Annotated in this window: 13 protein-coding genes and 1 pseudogene; 4 read left to right on the top strand and 10 right to left on the bottom strand. The window is 67.7% G+C overall.

Features of this window, described 5'->3' with window-relative positions:
- The first annotated feature begins 174 nt into the window (after positions 1 to 174).
- Positions 175 to 2,493 (top strand): TonB-dependent receptor, encoded by a 2,319-nt coding sequence (locus V3B25_RS02140; RefSeq protein ID WP_329809935.1) that lies wholly within the window; start codon positions 175 to 177, stop codon positions 2,491 to 2,493.
- Positions 2,494 to 2,514: 21 nt separating this feature from the next.
- Positions 2,515 to 3,975, top strand: coding sequence for an esterase-like activity of phytase family protein (locus V3B25_RS02135; RefSeq protein ID WP_329809934.1), 1,461 nt, complete (start codon positions 2,515 to 2,517; stop codon positions 3,973 to 3,975).
- Positions 3,976 to 4,184: 209 nt separating this feature from the next.
- Here the strand turns inward: V3B25_RS02135 and V3B25_RS02130 are convergent, their stop codons facing one another.
- The 10 genes from V3B25_RS02130 to V3B25_RS02085 form a co-directional block, all read right to left on the bottom strand.
- On the bottom strand, positions 4,185 to 4,631 hold the full coding sequence (locus tag V3B25_RS02130; RefSeq protein ID WP_132810293.1) for a transposase: 447 nt from the start codon (positions 4,629 to 4,631) through the stop codon (positions 4,185 to 4,187).
- A 206-nt stretch (positions 4,632 to 4,837) separates the two neighbouring features.
- Positions 4,838 to 5,596 carry a 2,3-dihydro-2,3-dihydroxybenzoate dehydrogenase gene (locus V3B25_RS02125; RefSeq protein ID WP_329809933.1) on the bottom strand — a complete coding sequence of 253 codons (759 nt, stop codon included), beginning with the start codon at positions 5,594 to 5,596 and terminating at the stop codon, positions 4,838 to 4,840.
- On the bottom strand, positions 5,587 to 9,477 hold the full coding sequence (locus V3B25_RS02120; protein WP_329809932.1) for an enterobactin synthase subunit F: 3,891 nt from the start codon (positions 9,475 to 9,477) through the stop codon (positions 5,587 to 5,589). Before V3B25_RS02120 ends, V3B25_RS02125 begins: the two co-directional genes overlap by 10 nt.
- Positions 9,474 to 9,731: a phosphopantetheine-binding protein gene (locus V3B25_RS02115; RefSeq protein ID WP_049401311.1), complete on the bottom strand. Its 258-nt coding sequence runs from the start codon at positions 9,729 to 9,731 to the stop codon at positions 9,474 to 9,476. Before V3B25_RS02115 ends, V3B25_RS02120 begins: the two co-directional genes overlap by 4 nt.
- A complete protein-coding gene (locus tag V3B25_RS02110; RefSeq protein WP_329809930.1) occupies positions 9,731 to 10,363 on the bottom strand; it encodes an isochorismatase family protein in 633 nt (210 codons plus the stop codon). The genes V3B25_RS02115 and V3B25_RS02110 overlap by 1 nt, the downstream gene beginning before the upstream one ends.
- Positions 10,363 to 12,015, bottom strand: a complete 1,653-nt coding sequence (locus V3B25_RS02105) for an AMP-binding protein (protein WP_329809928.1) — start codon at positions 12,013 to 12,015, stop codon at positions 10,363 to 10,365. The genes V3B25_RS02110 and V3B25_RS02105 overlap by 1 nt, the downstream gene beginning before the upstream one ends.
- Positions 12,012 to 13,205 carry an isochorismate synthase gene (locus V3B25_RS02100; protein WP_100434819.1) on the bottom strand — a complete coding sequence of 398 codons (1,194 nt, stop codon included), beginning with the start codon at positions 13,203 to 13,205 and terminating at the stop codon, positions 12,012 to 12,014. Before V3B25_RS02100 ends, V3B25_RS02105 begins: the two co-directional genes overlap by 4 nt.
- Complete coding sequence (locus tag V3B25_RS02095; protein WP_329809926.1) at positions 13,202 to 14,398, bottom strand: MFS transporter; 1,197 nt, start codon at positions 14,396 to 14,398, stop codon at positions 13,202 to 13,204. The genes V3B25_RS02100 and V3B25_RS02095 overlap by 4 nt, the downstream gene beginning before the upstream one ends.
- A 154-nt stretch (positions 14,399 to 14,552) precedes the next feature.
- Positions 14,553 to 14,864: a DUF3817 domain-containing protein gene (locus V3B25_RS02090; RefSeq protein WP_329810125.1), complete on the bottom strand. Its 312-nt coding sequence runs from the start codon at positions 14,862 to 14,864 to the stop codon at positions 14,553 to 14,555.
- Positions 14,865 to 14,989: 125 nt separating this feature from the next.
- Positions 14,990 to 15,925, bottom strand: coding sequence for a TIGR03571 family LLM class oxidoreductase (locus V3B25_RS02085; protein ID WP_329809925.1), 936 nt, complete (start codon positions 15,923 to 15,925; stop codon positions 14,990 to 14,992).
- 66 nt (positions 15,926 to 15,991) lie between these two features.
- Between V3B25_RS02085 and V3B25_RS02080 the strand changes: the two genes are divergently transcribed.
- Both V3B25_RS02080 and V3B25_RS02075 read left to right on the top strand, forming a co-directional pair.
- Positions 15,992 to 16,441 carry a GNAT family N-acetyltransferase gene (locus V3B25_RS02080; protein ID WP_154352727.1) on the top strand — a complete coding sequence of 150 codons (450 nt, stop codon included), beginning with the start codon at positions 15,992 to 15,994 and terminating at the stop codon, positions 16,439 to 16,441.
- Between the two features lie 119 nt (positions 16,442 to 16,560).
- A pseudogene (locus V3B25_RS02075) lies at positions 16,561 to 18,081 on the top strand (thioredoxin family protein).
- Positions 18,082 to 18,316 lie beyond the last annotated feature (235 nt).

The raw sequence follows: 18,316 nt of genomic DNA, 5'->3' as shown, positions 1-18,316 counted from the left end.
CGTCCGCATGCCACGCGCATAGCAGTGTCACCAGACAGTCATCTGTCTAGCGCACCATTTTCACGTTGATCCACGGCGCCTGCAGCGCCACCGGTCGCATCAGCTGTCCCTCCTTTCGAACTCCATGAGCTCCGCGCCCGTGCGGTGGCTCGTGCCTGCCTGAGTGTCCGTAACATGACGAAGACTTTGTTGGCCGCTGCGCTGTCGATCGCGCTCGCTCCCGCGGCTTGGGCGCAGGATGCTGCCCCGACCTCCACTGGCACCTCCGCCACCGATCTCGATGCGGTCTCGGTGATCGGCAGCGGTGAAGCGCGCCAGGTGCAGCGCATCACCCGCGAGAACCTCGACATCCTGCCGCCGGGCACCAGCCTGCAGAAAACCCTGAACCTGCTGCCAGGCGTCAACGCACAGTCGGCCGATGCGCTGGGCACCAACGAGCAGTCGATGACACTGAGCCTGCGCGGCTTCAACTCCACCCGTCTCGGCTACACGCTCGACGGCGTGCCGCTGGGAGACGGCGCGTACAACAACTACAACGGCCTGACCATCAACCGTGCTCTGATCAGCGAGAACATGGCCGGCGCGGAACTGGCGGTGGGCATCGGCAGCCTCGGCACGCCGTCCACCAGCAACCTCGGCGGCACCATCTCGTATACCTCTGACCGCCCAGCCCAGGAGTTGGGTGGCCGCGTGGTGCAGACCTTCGGCAGCGATGCCAACCGCCGCACCTTCGTGCGCGTGGACAGCGGCGAGTACAACGGCTTCTCCGGCTACGTTTCCGGCATGAATGCCGTCTCCGATCTGTGGAACGACCAGACCGCCTACAACAAATCCACCACCAAGCAGTTCAACGCCAAGGGCGTGTGGAACTTTGGCCGCGGCCAGATCACCGGTTTCGTCGATACCTCGCGCACCACCCAGGCGGACTACTTCTACCTGTCCAAGGACGAGATGTCGCGCGGCCTGGGCTGGGACTGGGGCGGCTACGCGCCGGACTGGAACAAGGCGGTGGCCAAGGCCTACTGCAACACCGCCAGCTTCAATGCGAAGAAGTGCGACAGCAGCGGCCCGGACAAGGATGCCGATGGTTCCTTCACCGCCGGCCAGATCCTGCGCGACGACAACCTGTACTACCTGGCCGGCGACTTCTTCCTGGCCGATGGCTTCAGCCTGCGCGCCCTGGCCTACCACCACGATGACCGCGGCGAAGGCCACAACTGGAACAGCGGCGCGTGGTCGAACAAGGGCACCGCGCAGGAGATCCCGATCATCTTCCGCAACACCATCTACACCATCGACCGCGATGGCGGCACGCTGTCGTTCGACTGGGAGCTGGGCGCGCACCGCATCGAAGGCGGCGTCTGGTATGAGCGCAACACCAGCAGCGCCGAGCGCTACCAGACCGCCGTGGACGGCCCGCGTGACCTGAGCGGCATGAACACCCTGCCCTCCGATGTGGGCGTGTTCGCCCAGCGCACCCGCTGGAAGACCCACCAGTTCTTCCTGAAGGACACCTGGCGCCTGCTCGATGATCGCCTGACCCTGGAGTTCGGCGCCAAGAGCCCGCATGCCACCTCCGATGCACAGGCACTGCCGGGCGACGCGAAGACGCCGATCTCGCCGACCTCGAACAACCAGTTCGCCACCGGTTCGTTGAAGGCCAGCAAGAATTTCCTGCCCAGCATCGGCGCCAACTTCCGCCTGTCCGAGCACCACGAGATCTTCGCCAGCTATGCCGAGAACATCGCCATGTTCCAGGGCGGCTTCAAGCTCGGTCCGCAGGCGGTCAGCCAGGCCACCTGGAACGCACAGGGCAACCTGAAACCGGAGGAGTCACGCTCAGTCGAAGCCGGCTACCGCTTCGTCACCGATACCCTGCAGGCCTCGATCGCGGCCTACAGCGTGCGCTTCGACAACCGCCTGCTGCAGTACAACCCCTGCGATTCGCGGCAGCCGGTCGGCCCGACCTGCGGCAACCGCTTCTACAACGTCGGCGGCGTCGACAGCCACGGTGCCGAGCTGACCGTGCTGTGGACCCCGAACGAGCACTTCAGCTGGTACACCTCGGCCTCGCTGAACCGTTCGACCTACGCGTCCAACTACGTGCAGGCCGGTGTCGAGCAGCAGATCCAGGGCAGGATCCAGACTGATACGCCCAAGCAGCTGCTGGCCACCGAGATCACCTGGCGCGACAACGGCTGGTTCGCCAGCCTGCGTGGCAAGTACACCGGCGAGCGCTTCTACACCTACACCAACGACCAGGGCTTCGGTGGCTTCACCGTATTCGATCTGGCCGGTGGCTATGACTTCGGGCAGGTCGGCTTCGCCAAGGGCATGCGCCTGTCGTTCAACGTGACCAACCTGACCAACAAGCGCTACGCCAGCAACCTGGATTCGAGCGTGTTCGCACCCAGCGACCCGGCCGGCAAGCTGTACGTGTTCCATGCCTCGGCACCGCGCCAGGTGTTCGGTACGATCGACCTTCGCTTCTGATCGACCACCCGGAGACCACCGATGCTCGCGACCGCCCTGCTGCTGGCCACCCTCTCCGCCAGCGGATACTCCGCTCCGCATGAGGCAACGGGTGCACCACCGCGCACCCTGCAGCTGGGCGGTCGTACCTATGTCGACAAGGGCCTGGTCGCCGCCGGGCGATTGCCCGCAGGCACGGTGGACTTCCTCGGCGACACGCTGGGCTCGTTCTCGTCGCTCGCGGTGCAGCCCGGCACCTGGAAGCGCACCGCCAGCGGCTACGAAGGCGTGCTCTGGACACTGCCCGACCGCGGCCGTAACGACCCCGAGGCCGGCCTGTTCTACGACTACGCCGGCCGCGTGGAACGCATGCAGCTGCGTATCGACGTTTCCCCTGGCAAGCCCAGTGCGCTCGGCACGCTGACGATGGTGCCCGACAAGGGCGTGGTACTTAAGGATTTCAAGGGGCAGCCGTTCACCGGTGCCGACCCGGGTGAGCACACGATCACCCAGCGCGATGTGGTGCTGCCCTCACCGGCCAGCGGCGCAGGCGCGGGCAAGGTCTCGCTGGATGCGGAGTCGCTGCAGTTCACCGCCGATGGCCACTTCTACATCGGCGATGAGTACACCGCCAACGTCTACTACTTCGATGCACAGGGCCAGCTGCAGGGCGTGATCGTGGCGCCGCCGGCGATCCGTCCGCAGCGCGATGGCAAGCCCGCCTTCGGTTCGCTGGCGGCGCCGCAGACTGGGCGCCGCAACAACCAGGGCGTGGAAGGCATGGGCCTGTCCCCCGACGGTACCCGCCTGTTCGTGGCCCTTCAGAGCGCGACGCTGCAGGACAGCGCAAAAGGCAACGCGGCCGGGCGCATCAACACCCGCGTGCTGGTCTACGACGTGACGGCCTCGCCGACGCCGCAGCAACCGATCGGCCATTACGTGATGGCCCTGCCCGCCTATGCACACGACGGCAAGGGCAAGCTGGACCGTACCGCCGCGCAGAGCGAGCTGCGTGCACTGGATGCCCACCGCTTCCTGCTGCTGGCCCGCGATGGCAACGGTCTGGGCAAGGACGGCGATGACCCGATCGTCTACAAGTCGGTGCTGCTGGTGGATGTGGCCGATGCCAGCAACCTGGCAGGAAGCAACTATGAGTCCGGTACGGCCTCGGTGCTGGCCGACCCGGCGGGCACCGTGCTGAAGGACGGCATCGTGCCCGCACGCAGCGACGAACTGCTGAACCTGCTCGACCGCCCGCAGCTGGCGCGTGCCGGCCTTGACCTGAACACCAAGCGCGGCCCGCATGCCGGGCTGCTCTCGGAAAAGTGGGAAGCCATGGACGTACTGCCAGCGCTGGACCCGCAGCATCCGAACGACGTGCTGCTGCTGATCGGCAACGACAACGACTTCATCGCCCGCCGCTGCCGCATGCAGGGCCAATCCTGCGACAGCGCGTACGACAACGACAACCGCATTCTGGTCTACCGACTGACCCTACCCTGACTGCAACGGGTTGTGCCGGCCGCTGGCCGGCAACCGCCATGTTCGAACCCCTGGTAGTGCCGGCCGCTGGCCGGCATCACGCCCATATCGACCACGCATGCGGATACTCGCCAACCTGCGGGGCAATACTGGCGCGTACCGGGTTCGCCAGGATGTACAGCGCCTGCTCAGCCCTCACCGTAACCGGTAGTGCCGGCCGCTGGCCGGCATCACGTCCAGGCCGACCACGCATGCGGATACTCGCCAATCTGCCGGGCAATACCGGCGCGTACCGGATTCCCCAGGATGTACAGCGCTTGCCGCGCCAGCGACTCCTCGGCCCTCACGGCATGATCGAAGTAGCCTGGCTGCCACACCGTACTTCGACGACCCGCCAGGCGATTCAGGGCAAGCGCGCTCGACGACTTCATTCGGCGCGCAATGTCTGGAAGATGAGCTGCACGCAGCTCGAACATCCAGTGGACATGATCCGGCATGACGACCCATGCGAGTGACTGTACGAGCCCGCGCTGTTCGATGTAATGAAGCTGGTCGATTACACATGCCACTGCAGCTTCGCTTTCAAAGAGCCGGCGGCGCTGATGTGTGGTCGTTGTCAGAACGTAGACCTGACCGACAATGGAACGCCGGCCCAGGCGGAGGCGATGGCTGCTCATGCCCCATGGTGGAGCGATCATTGCGCGTTGAACGTCAGGCCATGCCTCGATGGATGTTCGGAGATGTCTGAAGTTGAATAAGGTTGCCGGCCAGCGGCCGGCACTACCGGAGACTATGGATTGCCGGCCGGCGACCGGCACTACCGGGGCTGTGGGTTGCCGGCCAGCGGCCGGCACTACCATTGCCGGCAGGCCGCCGTCGGGGCTCAGCCGCGCAGGGTGGCGCCGCCGTCGACGTACAGGTCGCTCATCGCCACATGCCCGGCCTGCTCGGAGAGCAGGAACATCACCGAATGGGCAATGTCTTCCGGGGTCGCCAGCTTGCGCAGCGGGATGCCGGCCTTGTACGTCTCCGGGTTGCCGGCGATCACCCGCTCGGCACCGTGCTCGTCCTGCCACATGCCGGTCTGCATCGGGGTCAGCGTTGAACCCGGGGCGACGATATTGCAGCGGATGCCCAGCGGCGCCAGTTCCAACCCGAGGCAGCGGGTGAACATCGTGGCGGCTGCCTTGGACGCGGCGTAGGCCGCCATGCCGTGCCGCGGCACGCCGGCGGCATTCGAACTGACGGTGACGATCGCGCCCTGACCCCGCGGTGACATCACCCGCGCCAGCGCACGGCCAACATGGAACACGCCATCGGTATTGACCGCGAACACCCGGCGCCAATCGGCATCCGCGGTCTCCGCAACAGCTCCCACATGCAGAACACCCGCCACGCTTGCGGCGAGGCCGATCTGCCCAATGCTGGCTTCCACACGATCCACCAGGGCGTCCACCGCCGCGCTGTCGGTCACGTCGAGCGCAAACGCCTGCACACGTGCATCCACTACCACGGGCGCCTCGCGATCGGTTGCCACGACCGTGCAGCCGGCCTCGGCCAACAGCCGTACCAGGGCCTCGCCGATGCCGCCGGCGGCGCCGGTCACCAGTGCCACGCGACCTTCAAAGCCGGTCAACTGCATGTTGCGATCTCCTGTTGCTCATCCCAGTGGCGCAGGCGCGCCGACAACCACGGTGCCAGCTGCGCCACCGCATCGCGGCCGGTCAGCTCGGCATGCAGGAACGGCAGTTCCAGCGCCTGCACCTTGCGTGCGTGCGCGCGCCACAGTGCCGAATGCAACTGCGGCCGCGCCTGGTGGTCCCGCCCCGCGCGCACGTGCACCAGCGTGCCGTCGAACGGACGGTGGATGTGTTCGCGGATCAGCCGGTTGGTGCCAGTCACTGCGCGCACCACGCCATCAAGCACCACGTCCGGCAGGCTGCCGAGCGCACTACCACCGCGACGCAGGAAGGCAAGAATGCGTTCACGGCTGTCCAGCTCCGGATGCGCCTCCGGGTCATGGCCTGCAATCGCCAGCAGCGCACGCAATGCGGCGATGGCATCGGGTTCCGGCTCAGCCCGCCAGCATTCGCTGGGGTAGGCGTCGAGCAGCACCAGTTCACCGACTTCACGGCCGATTTCATGCAGGCGCACCGCCATCCCCTGGGCGAGGATGCCGCCCACCGACCAGCCCAGCAGATGCACCGGTCCCTTCGGTTGCAGCGTGACCACCCGCTGCACATAGTCATTGGCCATGGCTTCGATGCTGGACGGCAACGGCTGCTTCGGATCCAGCGCGGGCGACTGCAGGCCATATACCGGGCGTGCCGGCTGCAGGGCGCGCGCCAGCGTCCGGTAGTTCCAGGCGATGCCACCGGCCGGGTGCAGCACGAACAACGGAGTGGGTCCGTCAGCATCAGTGGCAGCCAACGAGATCACCGGCCCCAATGCGTGGTCGGCCAGCGCCGGCGGTTCGGCAATGCGCGTCGCCAATGCGGCCACGGTCGGCTGCACGAACAAGGCACCGAGGCCGAGGTCACAGCGCCAGCGTTTTTCGATGGCCAGCAGCAGGTGCACCGCCGAGAGCGAGTCGCCGCCGAGGCTGAAGAAGTCCGCATCCACTGCCACCGCTGCCTCGCGGCCCAGCGCCTGTGCGAACAGCATTGCCAGTTCCTGTTCCAGCGGCGTGCGCGGCAACAGTCCACCCGCTTCCTGCTGCGGTGGTTTCGGCAGCGCGTTGCGGTCCAGCTTGCCGTTGGCGGTCACCGGCCAGTACTCCACGCCGACAAAGGCCGACGGCACCATGTAGTCCGGCACCCGCGTGGCCAGATGGCTGCGCAGCGTCGCCGCATCGGCAAGTGCGGAAGGCACGTAGGCCACCAGCCTGGCGTCACCGGGAGCGTCCTGGCGCAGCAGCACCTCCACCCGCTCCATGCCCGAGAGCTCACGCAGTGCCGCCTCGATCTCACCCAGCTCGATGCGCAGGCCACGCAGCTTCACCTGATGGTCGCTGCGGCCGAGGTACTCGACCGCACCATCTCCGCGCCAACGCCCCACGTCGCCGGTGCGGTAGATGCGCTCGCCTGGAAGGAAGGGATCGGCCAGGAAACGTTCGGCGGTCAGGTCATCGCGGCCAAGATAGCCACGCGCCAGCTGCACCCCTCCCAGATACAGGTCGCCCGGCACACCGACCGGCAGCGGCTGCATCCGCGCATCCAGCACGTACAGGCGGGTGTTCCAGACCGGGAAGCCGATCGGTACCGGCCGTGAGCGGTCCTGCGCCGAGGCCGGCCAGTAGCTCACGTCCACGGCCGCTTCGGTCGGGCCATACAGGTTGTGCAGTTCGGCCTGCACGCGCCCATGGAAACGATCACGCAGCGATGCGTCCAGCGCTTCGCCACTGGTGAACACGCGGCGCAGCTGCAGGCCTTCGGAGGCTGGTGCGGCGAGGAACGCGTCGAGCATCGACGGCACGAAATGCGCGGTGGTGATGCCATGCGCACGGATCAGCCGCGCCAGCTCGGTCGGATCGCGATGCGCGTCCGGACCCGCCACCACCAGCGTCGCGCCGCACAGCAGCGGCAGGAAGAACTCCCAGACCGAAACATCGAACGTGGCCGGGGTTTTCTGCAGAACACGGTCATCGGAACGGATGCCGTAGTGCTCGCGCATCCACAGCAGGCGATTGACGATGGCACGGTGCTCGATGACCACGCCCTTCGGCTCGCCGGTCGAACCGGAGGTATAGATCACATAGGCTGCATCGCTGGGCGCCGGATCGGCCCACGGTGCTGCGAAACTCAGCGCGGTCCATTGATCGGGGGCAAGCACCGGCACGCCGTCCATGCGCGCCGATACCTCTGCCGCAGCCAGTACGCACGCCGGCTGCGCCGAGGCGAGAATACGCGCGAGGCGCTCATCGGGATGGGCAAGGTCCAGCGGCAGGTAGGCGGCACCCGCACGCAGCACCGCCACCAGCGCGATCACCAGTTCCAGCGAGCGCGGCAATGCCACCGCCACCACACTGCCCGGACCGACCGCCATCGCGCGCAGTTGTGCCGCCAGCGCGAAACTCCGCGCTTCCAGCGTTGCGTAGTCCAGCGTGGTGTCGCCGGACACCAGCGCAGGCGCGTGCGGATCACGGTCCATGCCCTGCTGCAGCAGTTCAACCAACGTAGTCTGTGGCAGCGCATGCGCGGTGGCATTGAAACCATGCACCACCTGCTGCGCTTCTGCGACGGTGGCCAGCGGCACCGCCGCGATGTCTCCGGCCTCCAGCGCCGCCGATACGAAATGCAGCAACCGGGTCGCGTGCGCCTCGACATCCTCCCGACTGTACAACGCGGGATTGGCTTCGATCTCCAGGTCCAGCAGGTGCTGGCCATCGCCACGGAAACCCAGCGTCAGATCATCCACCGGACCGGTGCACAGCACCTCCAGCGTCGCCCGCACGCCAGTCACCGCCAGCGGCTTGTAGAACGGCTGCACATTCACCAGCGGACCGTGCAGCCGCTGCTGTGCGCCCACCAGACCAAGGTCACGGCGCAACTGCTCGCCGCGATAGCGGCCATGCTTGCGACCCTGGCTGAGCTGCCGCCCCAGGCCGCGGGTATAGGCCTCGACGCTGCCCTCGCCAGCCGCCACGCGCAGCGGCAGCACATTCATCACCATCGCCGGCACCCGCGCCGATGCGTTGCCGAGCCGCCCCATGTAGGGCACCCCCAGCACCACTTCATCGGCGGCGCTCGTCCGCCGCAGGTACTCGGCCGACAACGCGGCCAGCACATCCGGCCAGGGCTGCAGCCAACGCACCGATGCCTGCAGCAGCTGCTCACGGAATGCAGCATCGAGCGGCTGCACCCAGCGCAGCGCGTCGTCACTGGCCGCGAGCGTACCGGCCAGGCCCGCGCCCGCCGGCGCGCCCTGCATCTGCTCGCGCCACCACTGCCCCGCCTGCGTGCGACGCGGGTCGGCACGATAGGCGGCATCATCGGCCAGCACGCCCGCCAGTCCCGGCAGTGCCTCACCCGCACGACCGGCATACAAGGCACATACGCGATCAGTGAACAGCGCCATGCCATAGCCATCGGCTGCAAGGTGATGCACACGCAGATACCAGACCCAGCGCTGCCCACCCAGATCAAACAACACCTGCTGGCTTATGCGGTCGCGGGTCGGATCGACCGCGCTGAGCCGGTCGGCCTGCATCAGGGCACGCGCCGCCGATGCCGGGTCTGTCTCGCCGGATAGATCGCGCACCGACAGCAGCGGCACATGTGCCGGGTCATGCCACTGCAGCGGCTGGCCGTCGGCCCCTTCGGCAAAGCGCAGTGCGAAGGCCTGGGCTTCGCCCGCTGCCTGGTCTGCCGCGGCGACGAACGCGGCCTCGTCCAGCGCACCCTCGATCCACACGGCATGCGCGGTATTGAACGACGGATTCTCCGGTGCCAGCCGCTGCGCGAACCACAGTCCGGCCTGGGCCTCGGTCAGTGCCACCGGCGTGGCCAGCACAGCGACGTTCATGCGTTCTGCGCGGCCTGCAGCTTCTGCACCACACCCCACCACTGGCGCAGCGTGGTGTGTTCGGCCAACTGCGAGAACTCCAGCGGCAACCCGGTGTTGCCCCAGGCCAGGACCAGGCCGAGCATGCGCATCGAGTCCAGGTCCAGGTCGATCAGGTTGTCGTCGTCACCGATCTCGGCCGGCGTGCACTCCAGCACGCGCGCAACGTCGGTACGCATCCGCTCCAGATCCAGCGCATCACCCGTGGCAGCCATCACAGCACCTCCAGCAACTGATCGGTGGTCATCGGCACGCCACAGGTGCGTGCGATCCAGTGCAGCGCCTGATCGTGATCGGCACGCGAAAAGTCCGCCACCGCATCGGCGGCGATGAAGGCCTCGATGTCACGCTGGAACGCCTCCACCACGGTCGCAGTGCAGCCGATATGCGCGTACACACCGGTCACCAGCAGCTGGTCGCGGCCACGCACCCGCATCAGCGTCTCCAGATTGCTGCGCTGGAACGCGCTGTAGCGGTGCTTCACCAGCACGTGCTCACCCGGCTGCGGTGCCAGCGCCTCGATGTTTGGTTCATGGTCGGCGCTGCGGCGCATTCCGGGCCCCCACAGATCGGCCTGCAGGCCACGGTCACGGCGATCCTGGTCGCCATGCTGGGCGGTGTAGAACACGGGAATGCCGTGCGCGCGGCAATGCGCCAGCAGGCGCACGATGTTTTCCACCGCCGGCCGCAGCGGCGTACTACCGGCGTCGAATGCCGCCAGGAAGTAGCGCTGCATGTCGTGCACCAGCAGCGCAATACGATCACGCTGCGGGCGCCACGGGCCACGGGCCTGCGGCAGTTCGGCGGCGGTCGGCAAGGGGTAATCGGTGATACGGGGCAGCGCCATCAGCGCGTTCCTCCTGTCTGTTGCAGATGACGCGCACGCAGCTGCGCGCGCAGTTCGCGGCGGCTGATCTTGCCGACCGCGGTGGTATCGAAACTGTCGACGAACACGACCTGGTCCGGCACCTTGAACGCCGCCAGGCCGCGCGTACGCATCCAGGCTTTCAGTGCCGGCGCCTTGATCGGCTCCCCCTGCTGGATCACGAACGCGCAGCTGCGCTCACCGAGATACTCGTCGGGAATGGAGACCACGGCCGCGTCGAACACACCAGGGTGGGCCAGCAGGTGATCTTCAATCTCCTCGGCGGAGATCTTCTCGCCCGCCCGGTTGATGTGGTCACCGGCACGGCCCTGCACCACCAGATAGCCACCGGCCAGCTGCTGCACGCGGTCACCGGTTCGGTAGAAACCGTCGTCGGTGAACGAGCGCGCGTTGGCCACCGCATCGTTGTGATAGCCACGGATGGTGTACGGGCCGCGGGTCAGCAGATGGCCCACTTCGCCTTCGGCCACCGGCTGGTCGTGGTCATCGACCACGCGCACTTCGTCGTCCGGGCTGATCGGCCGGCCCTGGCAGGCCACGATCAGTTCCTCCGGATCATCCAGCCGGGTGTAGTTGACCAGGCCTTCGGCCATGCCGAACACCTGCTGCAGGGTGCAGCCCAGGCCGTCGATCACTCGCCGTGCGGCTTCCGGTACCAGTTTGGCGCCGCCTACCTGCAGTACCTGCAGGCTGGACAGGTCGTGCTTGCTCGTAGCCGCTGCCTGCGCCCACAGCAGCGCCAGCGGCGGCACCAGGCCACAGCAGGTCACGCGCTCGCGGGCGATCAGCGGGAAGGCCGCATCCGGGCCGGGGCCGGGGCTGAGCACCACGCGGGCGCCGGCATACAGCGCACCGAAGAAGCCGGGCGAACTCATCGGAAAGTTGTGCGCGGCCGGCAGCGCGACCAGGTAGACGCTGTCGCGGTCGATGCCGCAGAGGTCATTGCTGGCTCGGAACGAGTAGATGTAGTCGTCGTGCGTGCGCGGGATCAGCTTGGACAGGCCGGTACTGCCACCGGAAATCTGCAGGAACGCCACCGACTGCGGATCCGGGTCGGCCGGCAGCTCGCTGCGATCGCCCTGCAGCGCCTCCAGCGCGGTGAACTCCGCCGCATCGCCGTCGATGACCACATGGCGCAGCGCCGGCACCTCGGCCTGCAGCGCCCGCGCCAGCCCGCGATGATCGAAGCCATCGTGCAGGTCGGCAGTGATGTAGGCACTGGCCTCGGCCTTGTTCGCGAAGTGCACCAGTTCGGTGATGCGATGCGCCGGCAACGCGTATACCGGCACCAGACCCGCACGGAACAGACCACAGACCGTGGTGATGAAGCCTGCGGTGTTGCCCAGCTGCACCAGCACTCGCTCACCGGGCTGCAGGCCGAGTGCCAGCAGTCCGGAACCGATGCGACCGGCTTCGTGCCACAGCTGCGCGTAGCTCAGGCGGACATCGCCGGCGACCACCGCGATGTCATCCGCATAGCGTTCCGCGCGCTCGCGCAGGAACGCCGGGAAGGTCTCGCCGCGCCAGTGGCCGGCCTCGCGATAGCGCGCCATCAGTTCATCAGGCCACACCTGCTGCAGTGGCAGGCGGGAGGAATCAATGGAGGTAGTCATGCGGCAGGCTCGATGGCGGGCGCGGATTCATGGACACCCAGCGCGTTCAACAGGGCAGCGAACTTCGCCGCGGTTTCGGCCACCTCGGCCTCGGGTTCCGATTCTGCGACGATGCCGGCACCGGCATACAGGCGCAGCTGCGTGCCCTGCAGGCGTGCGCAGCGGATCGCCACGTACCAGTCGCCGTCACCCTGCGCATCCAGCCAGCCCACGGCGCCGGCGTAGAAGCCGCGCGGCACCGGTTCCAGTTCGCGGATGCGCTGCAGTGCCGCCAGCCGCGGCGTACCGCAGACCGCCGGCGTGGGGTGCAGCTGTGCCAGCAGTTCGGCGGCAGACGTCTGCGGATCCTTCAGGGTGGCATGGATGCGGGTGCCCAGGTGCCACATGCTGGCGGTGGCATGCAGCACCGGCCGTGGCTGTGCATCGATGTGGCTGCAGTACGGTGCCAGGCCCTCGACGATGGCGTCCACCACATGGCGATGCTCGTCATGGTCCTTGGTCGAGGCCAGCAGCGCCTGCGCGGCACGCTCGTCCTCGGCAGCATCGGCGCTGCGGCGTGCTGAACCGGCGAGTGGATGCGACAGCAGTTCGGCACCGCGCTTGCGCAGCAGCAGTTCCGGGGTTGCCCCCACCAGCCACGCCGGCGCCTGGCCCAGCTCCACCGGCAACGGCACCGCGTAGGTCGCCACCGACGGATCCGCGCCCAGGCGTGCCAGCAGCACGTCCGGCGACAGCGCCTGGCGGGTGCGTGCCAACAGGCTGCGCGCCAGCACCACCTTGTGCAGGTTCTGCTCGGGCGCACGCAGGACCTGCACCGCCGCGGCAACCGCTGACGCATAGTCCTGTGGCGCAGGCTCGGCCCGCAGGGCGCCGTCCAGCGGCGGTGCGGCCTGCGGTTGCAATGCCAGCGCAGGCAACAGGCGCTCGGGCTGGTACAACGCATCGTCCGCACGCGGTTCGAACGGCACCGCGCCAACCAACAGGCCCGGACCACCGCGCTGCTGGGCAAAGAACTCCGAAACGCGCTCTGCCAGCGTCGCCAGTGCACCGGCCGGCAGCGCGGCGCGGCAGCCACGTGCGTGCACGTGCTGGCCGGCATGCTGCAGCAGGAACAACGACGCGTCGTCGGTGCTTTCCAGCGCAGCCGGCGCAGCCTCCGGCCACGCGCCCTGCATCAGGGAATCGTTCATGAGGTCTCCTTCATCCGATACGCGGCGGCCAGCGCGCACAGCAACAGCAGCAGCGCGCCCACCAGCAGGTAAGGCAGGCTGGGCCCACCGCGATACAACAACGTGCCGAGCATCGGCCCGGCCACCATGCCCAGCCCCTGCGCGGCAGCAACGGTGCCGGCGGCAGCACCCTGCTCGTTTGCTTCCACCGCGTCGGCAGCCAGCGCCTGGAACGAGGGGAATACGAAACCCATGCCGAACGCGGCCAGCGCGTACGCCGTCGGCAACTGCCAGGCCTGCTGCACGCCAGCCACCGAAGCGAAGCCGATGCCGGAAATGAGTGCGCCGAGGACGATCCAGCGGCGTGGATGTACCTCCAGCTTCATCACCAGCGCCTGCGCCAGGATCAGGCCGACGCCAACCGCTGTGAGTGCAATGCCGGCCATGCGCGCGCCCGCCGCTGCATCCAGGCCGAGGCGGTCGATTGCGAAGAAGCCGACCGTGACCTGCGCGATGGTCACCGAGATCATGGCGATGAACGCCGCCAGCTGTGGCAGGCGCAGGCGCGGGTCGAGACGGCTCATCGGCTGGCGGCGTTGCGCAGAAGCGCTCTCCACCGGCGGTGTGGCCGGCAACCGCCACGCCAGCAATGCCAGCGCAAGCAGCGGCAACAATGCGGCCACATACAGCGCCAGCGACAGATTCGTATAGGCCAGCCAGCCAGCGGCGGCCGGGCCAAGCACCATGCCCAGCGCGTTGGCGCTGCCCAGGCGAGCGAGGAATTTCGCACGCTGCCCGGTCGGTGCCTTGTCGGCGATCAGCGCGGCAGCGGTAGGAGGCACCGCGGCGTAGAACAGGCCGATCAGGCCACGCGCACCGACCAGCGCCAGCACCGATACCAACACAGGCGGCACCGCCTGCAGGGCCACGTCGATGAACACCGCCAGCGCGATGTAGACCACGGTGTAGGCACTCATCGCCAGCATCAGGACGCGCTTGCGGCCGACGCGGTCGCTGAGCTGGCCCCACGGGCGCGCGGCCAGCATCCACAACACACCGGCGGCGGTGACCGACAGGCCGGCATGCCACTCGGACAAACCGAGCATGCGGACCACCGGGCCGATCACGGCGACGAAGGACATCATCGCCATGGTGCCGATCAGGGCAGCCAACACCAGCGCCGGCAAGCCGGGAACGACGGGACGTGCGTGCATGAAACACCAGCCGTAACAGGAAAGGATGGCCGGGCGCGTCTGTACGCCCCCGCCCGGCATCAGTCCTGCTCAGGGCCCGATGCCATCCTTAAATGATAACGGCTCGTATTTGCATTTGATACCCATTCTCTTGAATGGGCATGCAACAGTGGGTTCAGCGCATTGCACGCAGGCCCAGCAGACCACGGCGCTTGAACCACCACTCCAGCGGCAGCGTCACCAGCGGCGGGATCGCCGACAGCAGGGCCAGGGCACTGGCCCACCACGGCCAACGCAGGCGTACTGCCGCGATCAGCGTCACCGCCACATAGACCAGGAACGCCACGCCGTGCAGGGGCCCGAACAGCTTGACCAGCGCAACGTTGGCCATCGGGCCGTACTTCATCCACATGCCGATGAGCAGGCCGGCCCAGGTCACGGCCTCGATGAAAGCGACCACCGCGAACAGGCGTCCAGTCGGGTGCATGGGGGAACGTTGGGTCACGCGGAGCTCCGGCAGCGGGATATCAAATGCGAATGATACGCAGATGCGAACCCCATGTAGAGTCGAGCCGTGCTCGACTGCTGGAACGTGTCCACCAAGGTGGACACCTACCGGAGCACATCCGGCAGGACCTGCTCGCCGATCTCGCGCAGCACCACGTCCATCGGCCGTCCGTTGTCGACCAGATTGAACATCACATGCGCCACGCCCTGCGCATGCACGCGCCGCAGATAGTCGCGCAGCCCGTCGCGGCCGACCTTCAAGCCCAGCGGCAATGGTTCGGCTGGCGCCTCCGGATCCGCCTGCAGGTCCAGCAGCATCGACTGCACGAACGGCTTGCCTGGCCCGCCGCGCTGCACGAGCGCCTGCTGCCACAGGCCGATGCGTCCTTCCTGCGCAACCTCCTCGCGGTGATAGGTGGCCCAGCCTTCGCTTTCACGCGCGATCCATTGCAGGCTCTGCCGCGCAGTACCCACCACCAGCATCGGAATCCGCGTTGCCGGCGCCGGCAACACGTCGAAACCACCGGTCGCCTGCAGTACGGCGGTCCGTTCATCGGCCTCTGGTGACAACGCTGCGCGCAACAACGTCCAGCGCTCACGGAACGCCGCCGCCCTGCCCTCCAGATCCTCACCGAACGCGGCAAATTCTTCCGGGCGGTCACCCGAACCCAGCCCGAGCACGAAACGTCCGCGACTGATCCGGTCCAGGCTCAGCGCCGACTTCGCCACCTGCAACGGCTGCCGCAGCGGCAGCACAATGGCTGCGCTGCCGACCACGATGCGCTCGGTCGCTGCAGCCAGCATGCCCAGCCACAGGAACGGGTCATCCAGCGCACTCGCTGTTGCATCCGGGCCCTGCGGCACCATCAATGGCACGTCGCGCGTCCATAGCGCGGCGAAGCCAAGATCATCGGCCAGCCGTGCGATGCGCCGCGCCTCGTCCGGATCGGCCAGTCCATGCGCCGCAACCGGCGTCATCAGGCCCAGGCTCAGACCCTGTTGCGGAAACAAGGCAGCGTAAGCAGGATTGAAATCACTCATGCCGCCAGCTTAGCGCGCAGGCCTGCGGCGACGATGACGCGCCGCCCACCACTGGAAGAACACTACATGCTGACGATCCGCCCTGCCCACGTCGATGACCTGCCCGCGATCAGCGCGGTGTGCCTGGCCGCGTTCACTGCAGCGGTGGCGCCTTCGCTCAGCGCTGCCGGTATCGCCACCTTCGGCAGTATCGCAGCAGCCGACGCATTTGGTGCGCGCCTGCAGGGTGACAACCACATCCTGGTGGCCGAACAGGATGCGCGCGTGGTCGGCGTGGTCGAACTGAAGGAGGGCCGGCACCTGGCAATGCTGTTCGTCGATCCCGCCTGCCAGGGCCAAGGCATCGGCCATGCCTTGTTCGAAGCCGTGCTGCCGCAGGTACGCGAGCCGGTACTGACAGTGCGCGCCTCGCTCAACGCAGTGCCTACCTACCTGCGCTATGGCTTTGTGCTGGATGGGGAGGTCGGCGAGTTCAACGGGCTGGTGTACCAGCAGATGGTGCGGGCAGCGGCCTGAAGGCATCCGCCCGGCAATGCCCGGTGGGCGTCATGCCCTGCGGCACGCCTGTCATAAGCAAACTGAATCAGCAGGCTCCCCGGCGGTTCCTACAATGGCCTGTCACCCTGCCCTTCGAGATGCTGCCGATGCGCGTCGCGCTTTCCGTGTTGCTGCTGGCTTCGGCGCTGAGCGCCTGCACCCCGGCCCCGGTATCCACCGCCAATTCCGCCGAGGCACCCGCGCCGGCATCCGCCATCGCTTGACGCCAGGGCGATGTGGACGATGCCTTCGCCGAAGCCGCCGACAGCGGCAAGCCGGTGCTGCTGTACTGGGGTGCGGTCTGGTGCCCGCCGTGCAACCAGCTCAAGGCGGGCCTGTTCAAGGACCCGGCCTTCATCGCGCTGACCAGCAAATTCGTTCCCGTCTACCTGGATGGCGACGAGGAAGGTGCGCAGGCCTGGGGCGAACGCTTCGGCGTGCGCGGCTATCCCACGCTGATCGTGCTGGACCCACAGCGCAACGAAATCACCCGCGTGGCTGGCGGCAATGACGCCGCCGAACTGACCCGGGCACTGACCGTCGCCGCTGGCCGCCGCAGTGCTGTTGCCGCCACCTTGGCCACCGCGCTGGCAACGCCGGACCGGCTGGCCGCCGAAGACTGGCAGGTGCTGGGCGACTACGGCTGGGAAGTGGACGCCAACCGCCTGGCCGGCGAGCGCAGGAGCCAGGACGTGCTGCGCCAGTTGTCCAAGGCGGCACCCGACGACGCCCTGCAGCGCCGTTTCGCCCTGCTGGCTCTGGCTACAGCCGAAAAGCCCGATGCCTCGCCCACCGAAGTGCGCGGGCTGCTGCAGGCCGTACTGGCGCAACCGGCGGAAGTGCGCCGCAACCGTGAATTGCTCGGCTATGCAGGCGTGCAGCTGGTCAAGCAGGCCAGTGCCGGGCCGGCCACCAGCAACACGCTCGGACAGCAGCTGCTGGTCGCACTGGAGCGTGCAGACGCCGAGCGCGGTGATCGCGCCGACGACGCGTTGTCGCGTGCGCTGACCGAAGTATCGCTGGCCCGCCAGCAACAGCCCAAGGGCGCACTGCCCGCGGCGCTGGTCGAGCGGGTCAAGCAGCGCGTGGCCGCTGCCGATGCCGCCGCCACCGATGCGCATGCACGCCAGGCCACGATCAGCAGCGCGGTGTACGCATTGCGCGAGGTAGGTGACGACGCGGGTGCCGAGGCGCTGTTGCTGGCCGAGCTGAAGCGCAGCGAGCAGCCGTACTACTACATGCCCGAGCTGGCCGAACTGGCCGAGCAACGCGGCGACGCCGCCGGCGCGCTGGAGTGGTTGAAGCGCGCCTACGATGGTGCACAGGGCCCGGCCACCCGCGTGCAATGGGGCGTGCTGTACGTGGAAGGTCTGCTGAAGCTGGCGCCGGACGATGCACCGCGCATCGAGCAGGCCACCGCCTCGCTGATCGCCGAACTGGAAGCGCAGCCGTCGGGCTACCACCAGCGCACCCGCCAGCGCTTCGAGCGACTTGCCGGGCAGTTGAAGGCGTGGAGCGGCAAGCATCAGGGTGCGGAGACGCTGGCACGGCTGCAGCAGCGGATGCAGCAGGCGTGCGGTGACCAGGTGGATGGCGCCTGCAAGGACTGGTTGAGTTGATGAAAGCGCTGGCGGCGGGTTCGCCTGCCGGCGCTTTTGTTGATCCGTGTGGGAGGGGGCGGGGGCCGCTGGCCAGGACACGCAAAAGCCCCTCCATGGTGCTCGATGGCGCCATCCTTGGCGCCAACGGTCCTGTCCAGCGGCCCCCGCCCCCTCCTGACAGTTTCCTGCGAGCGCGGACAGCGCATCAGCGCGCCGGTGAGGGTTCGGAAAGCGGGTTCTGGTAGTGCCGGCC

This window comes from Stenotrophomonas sp. SMYL8, from assembly GCF_036320065.1.
Taxonomy (GTDB): domain Bacteria; phylum Pseudomonadota; class Gammaproteobacteria; order Xanthomonadales; family Xanthomonadaceae; genus Stenotrophomonas; species Stenotrophomonas maltophilia_A.
The sequence above is the reverse complement of the archived record's forward strand: the minus strand, read 5'-3'. Positions and strand labels throughout refer to the sequence as shown.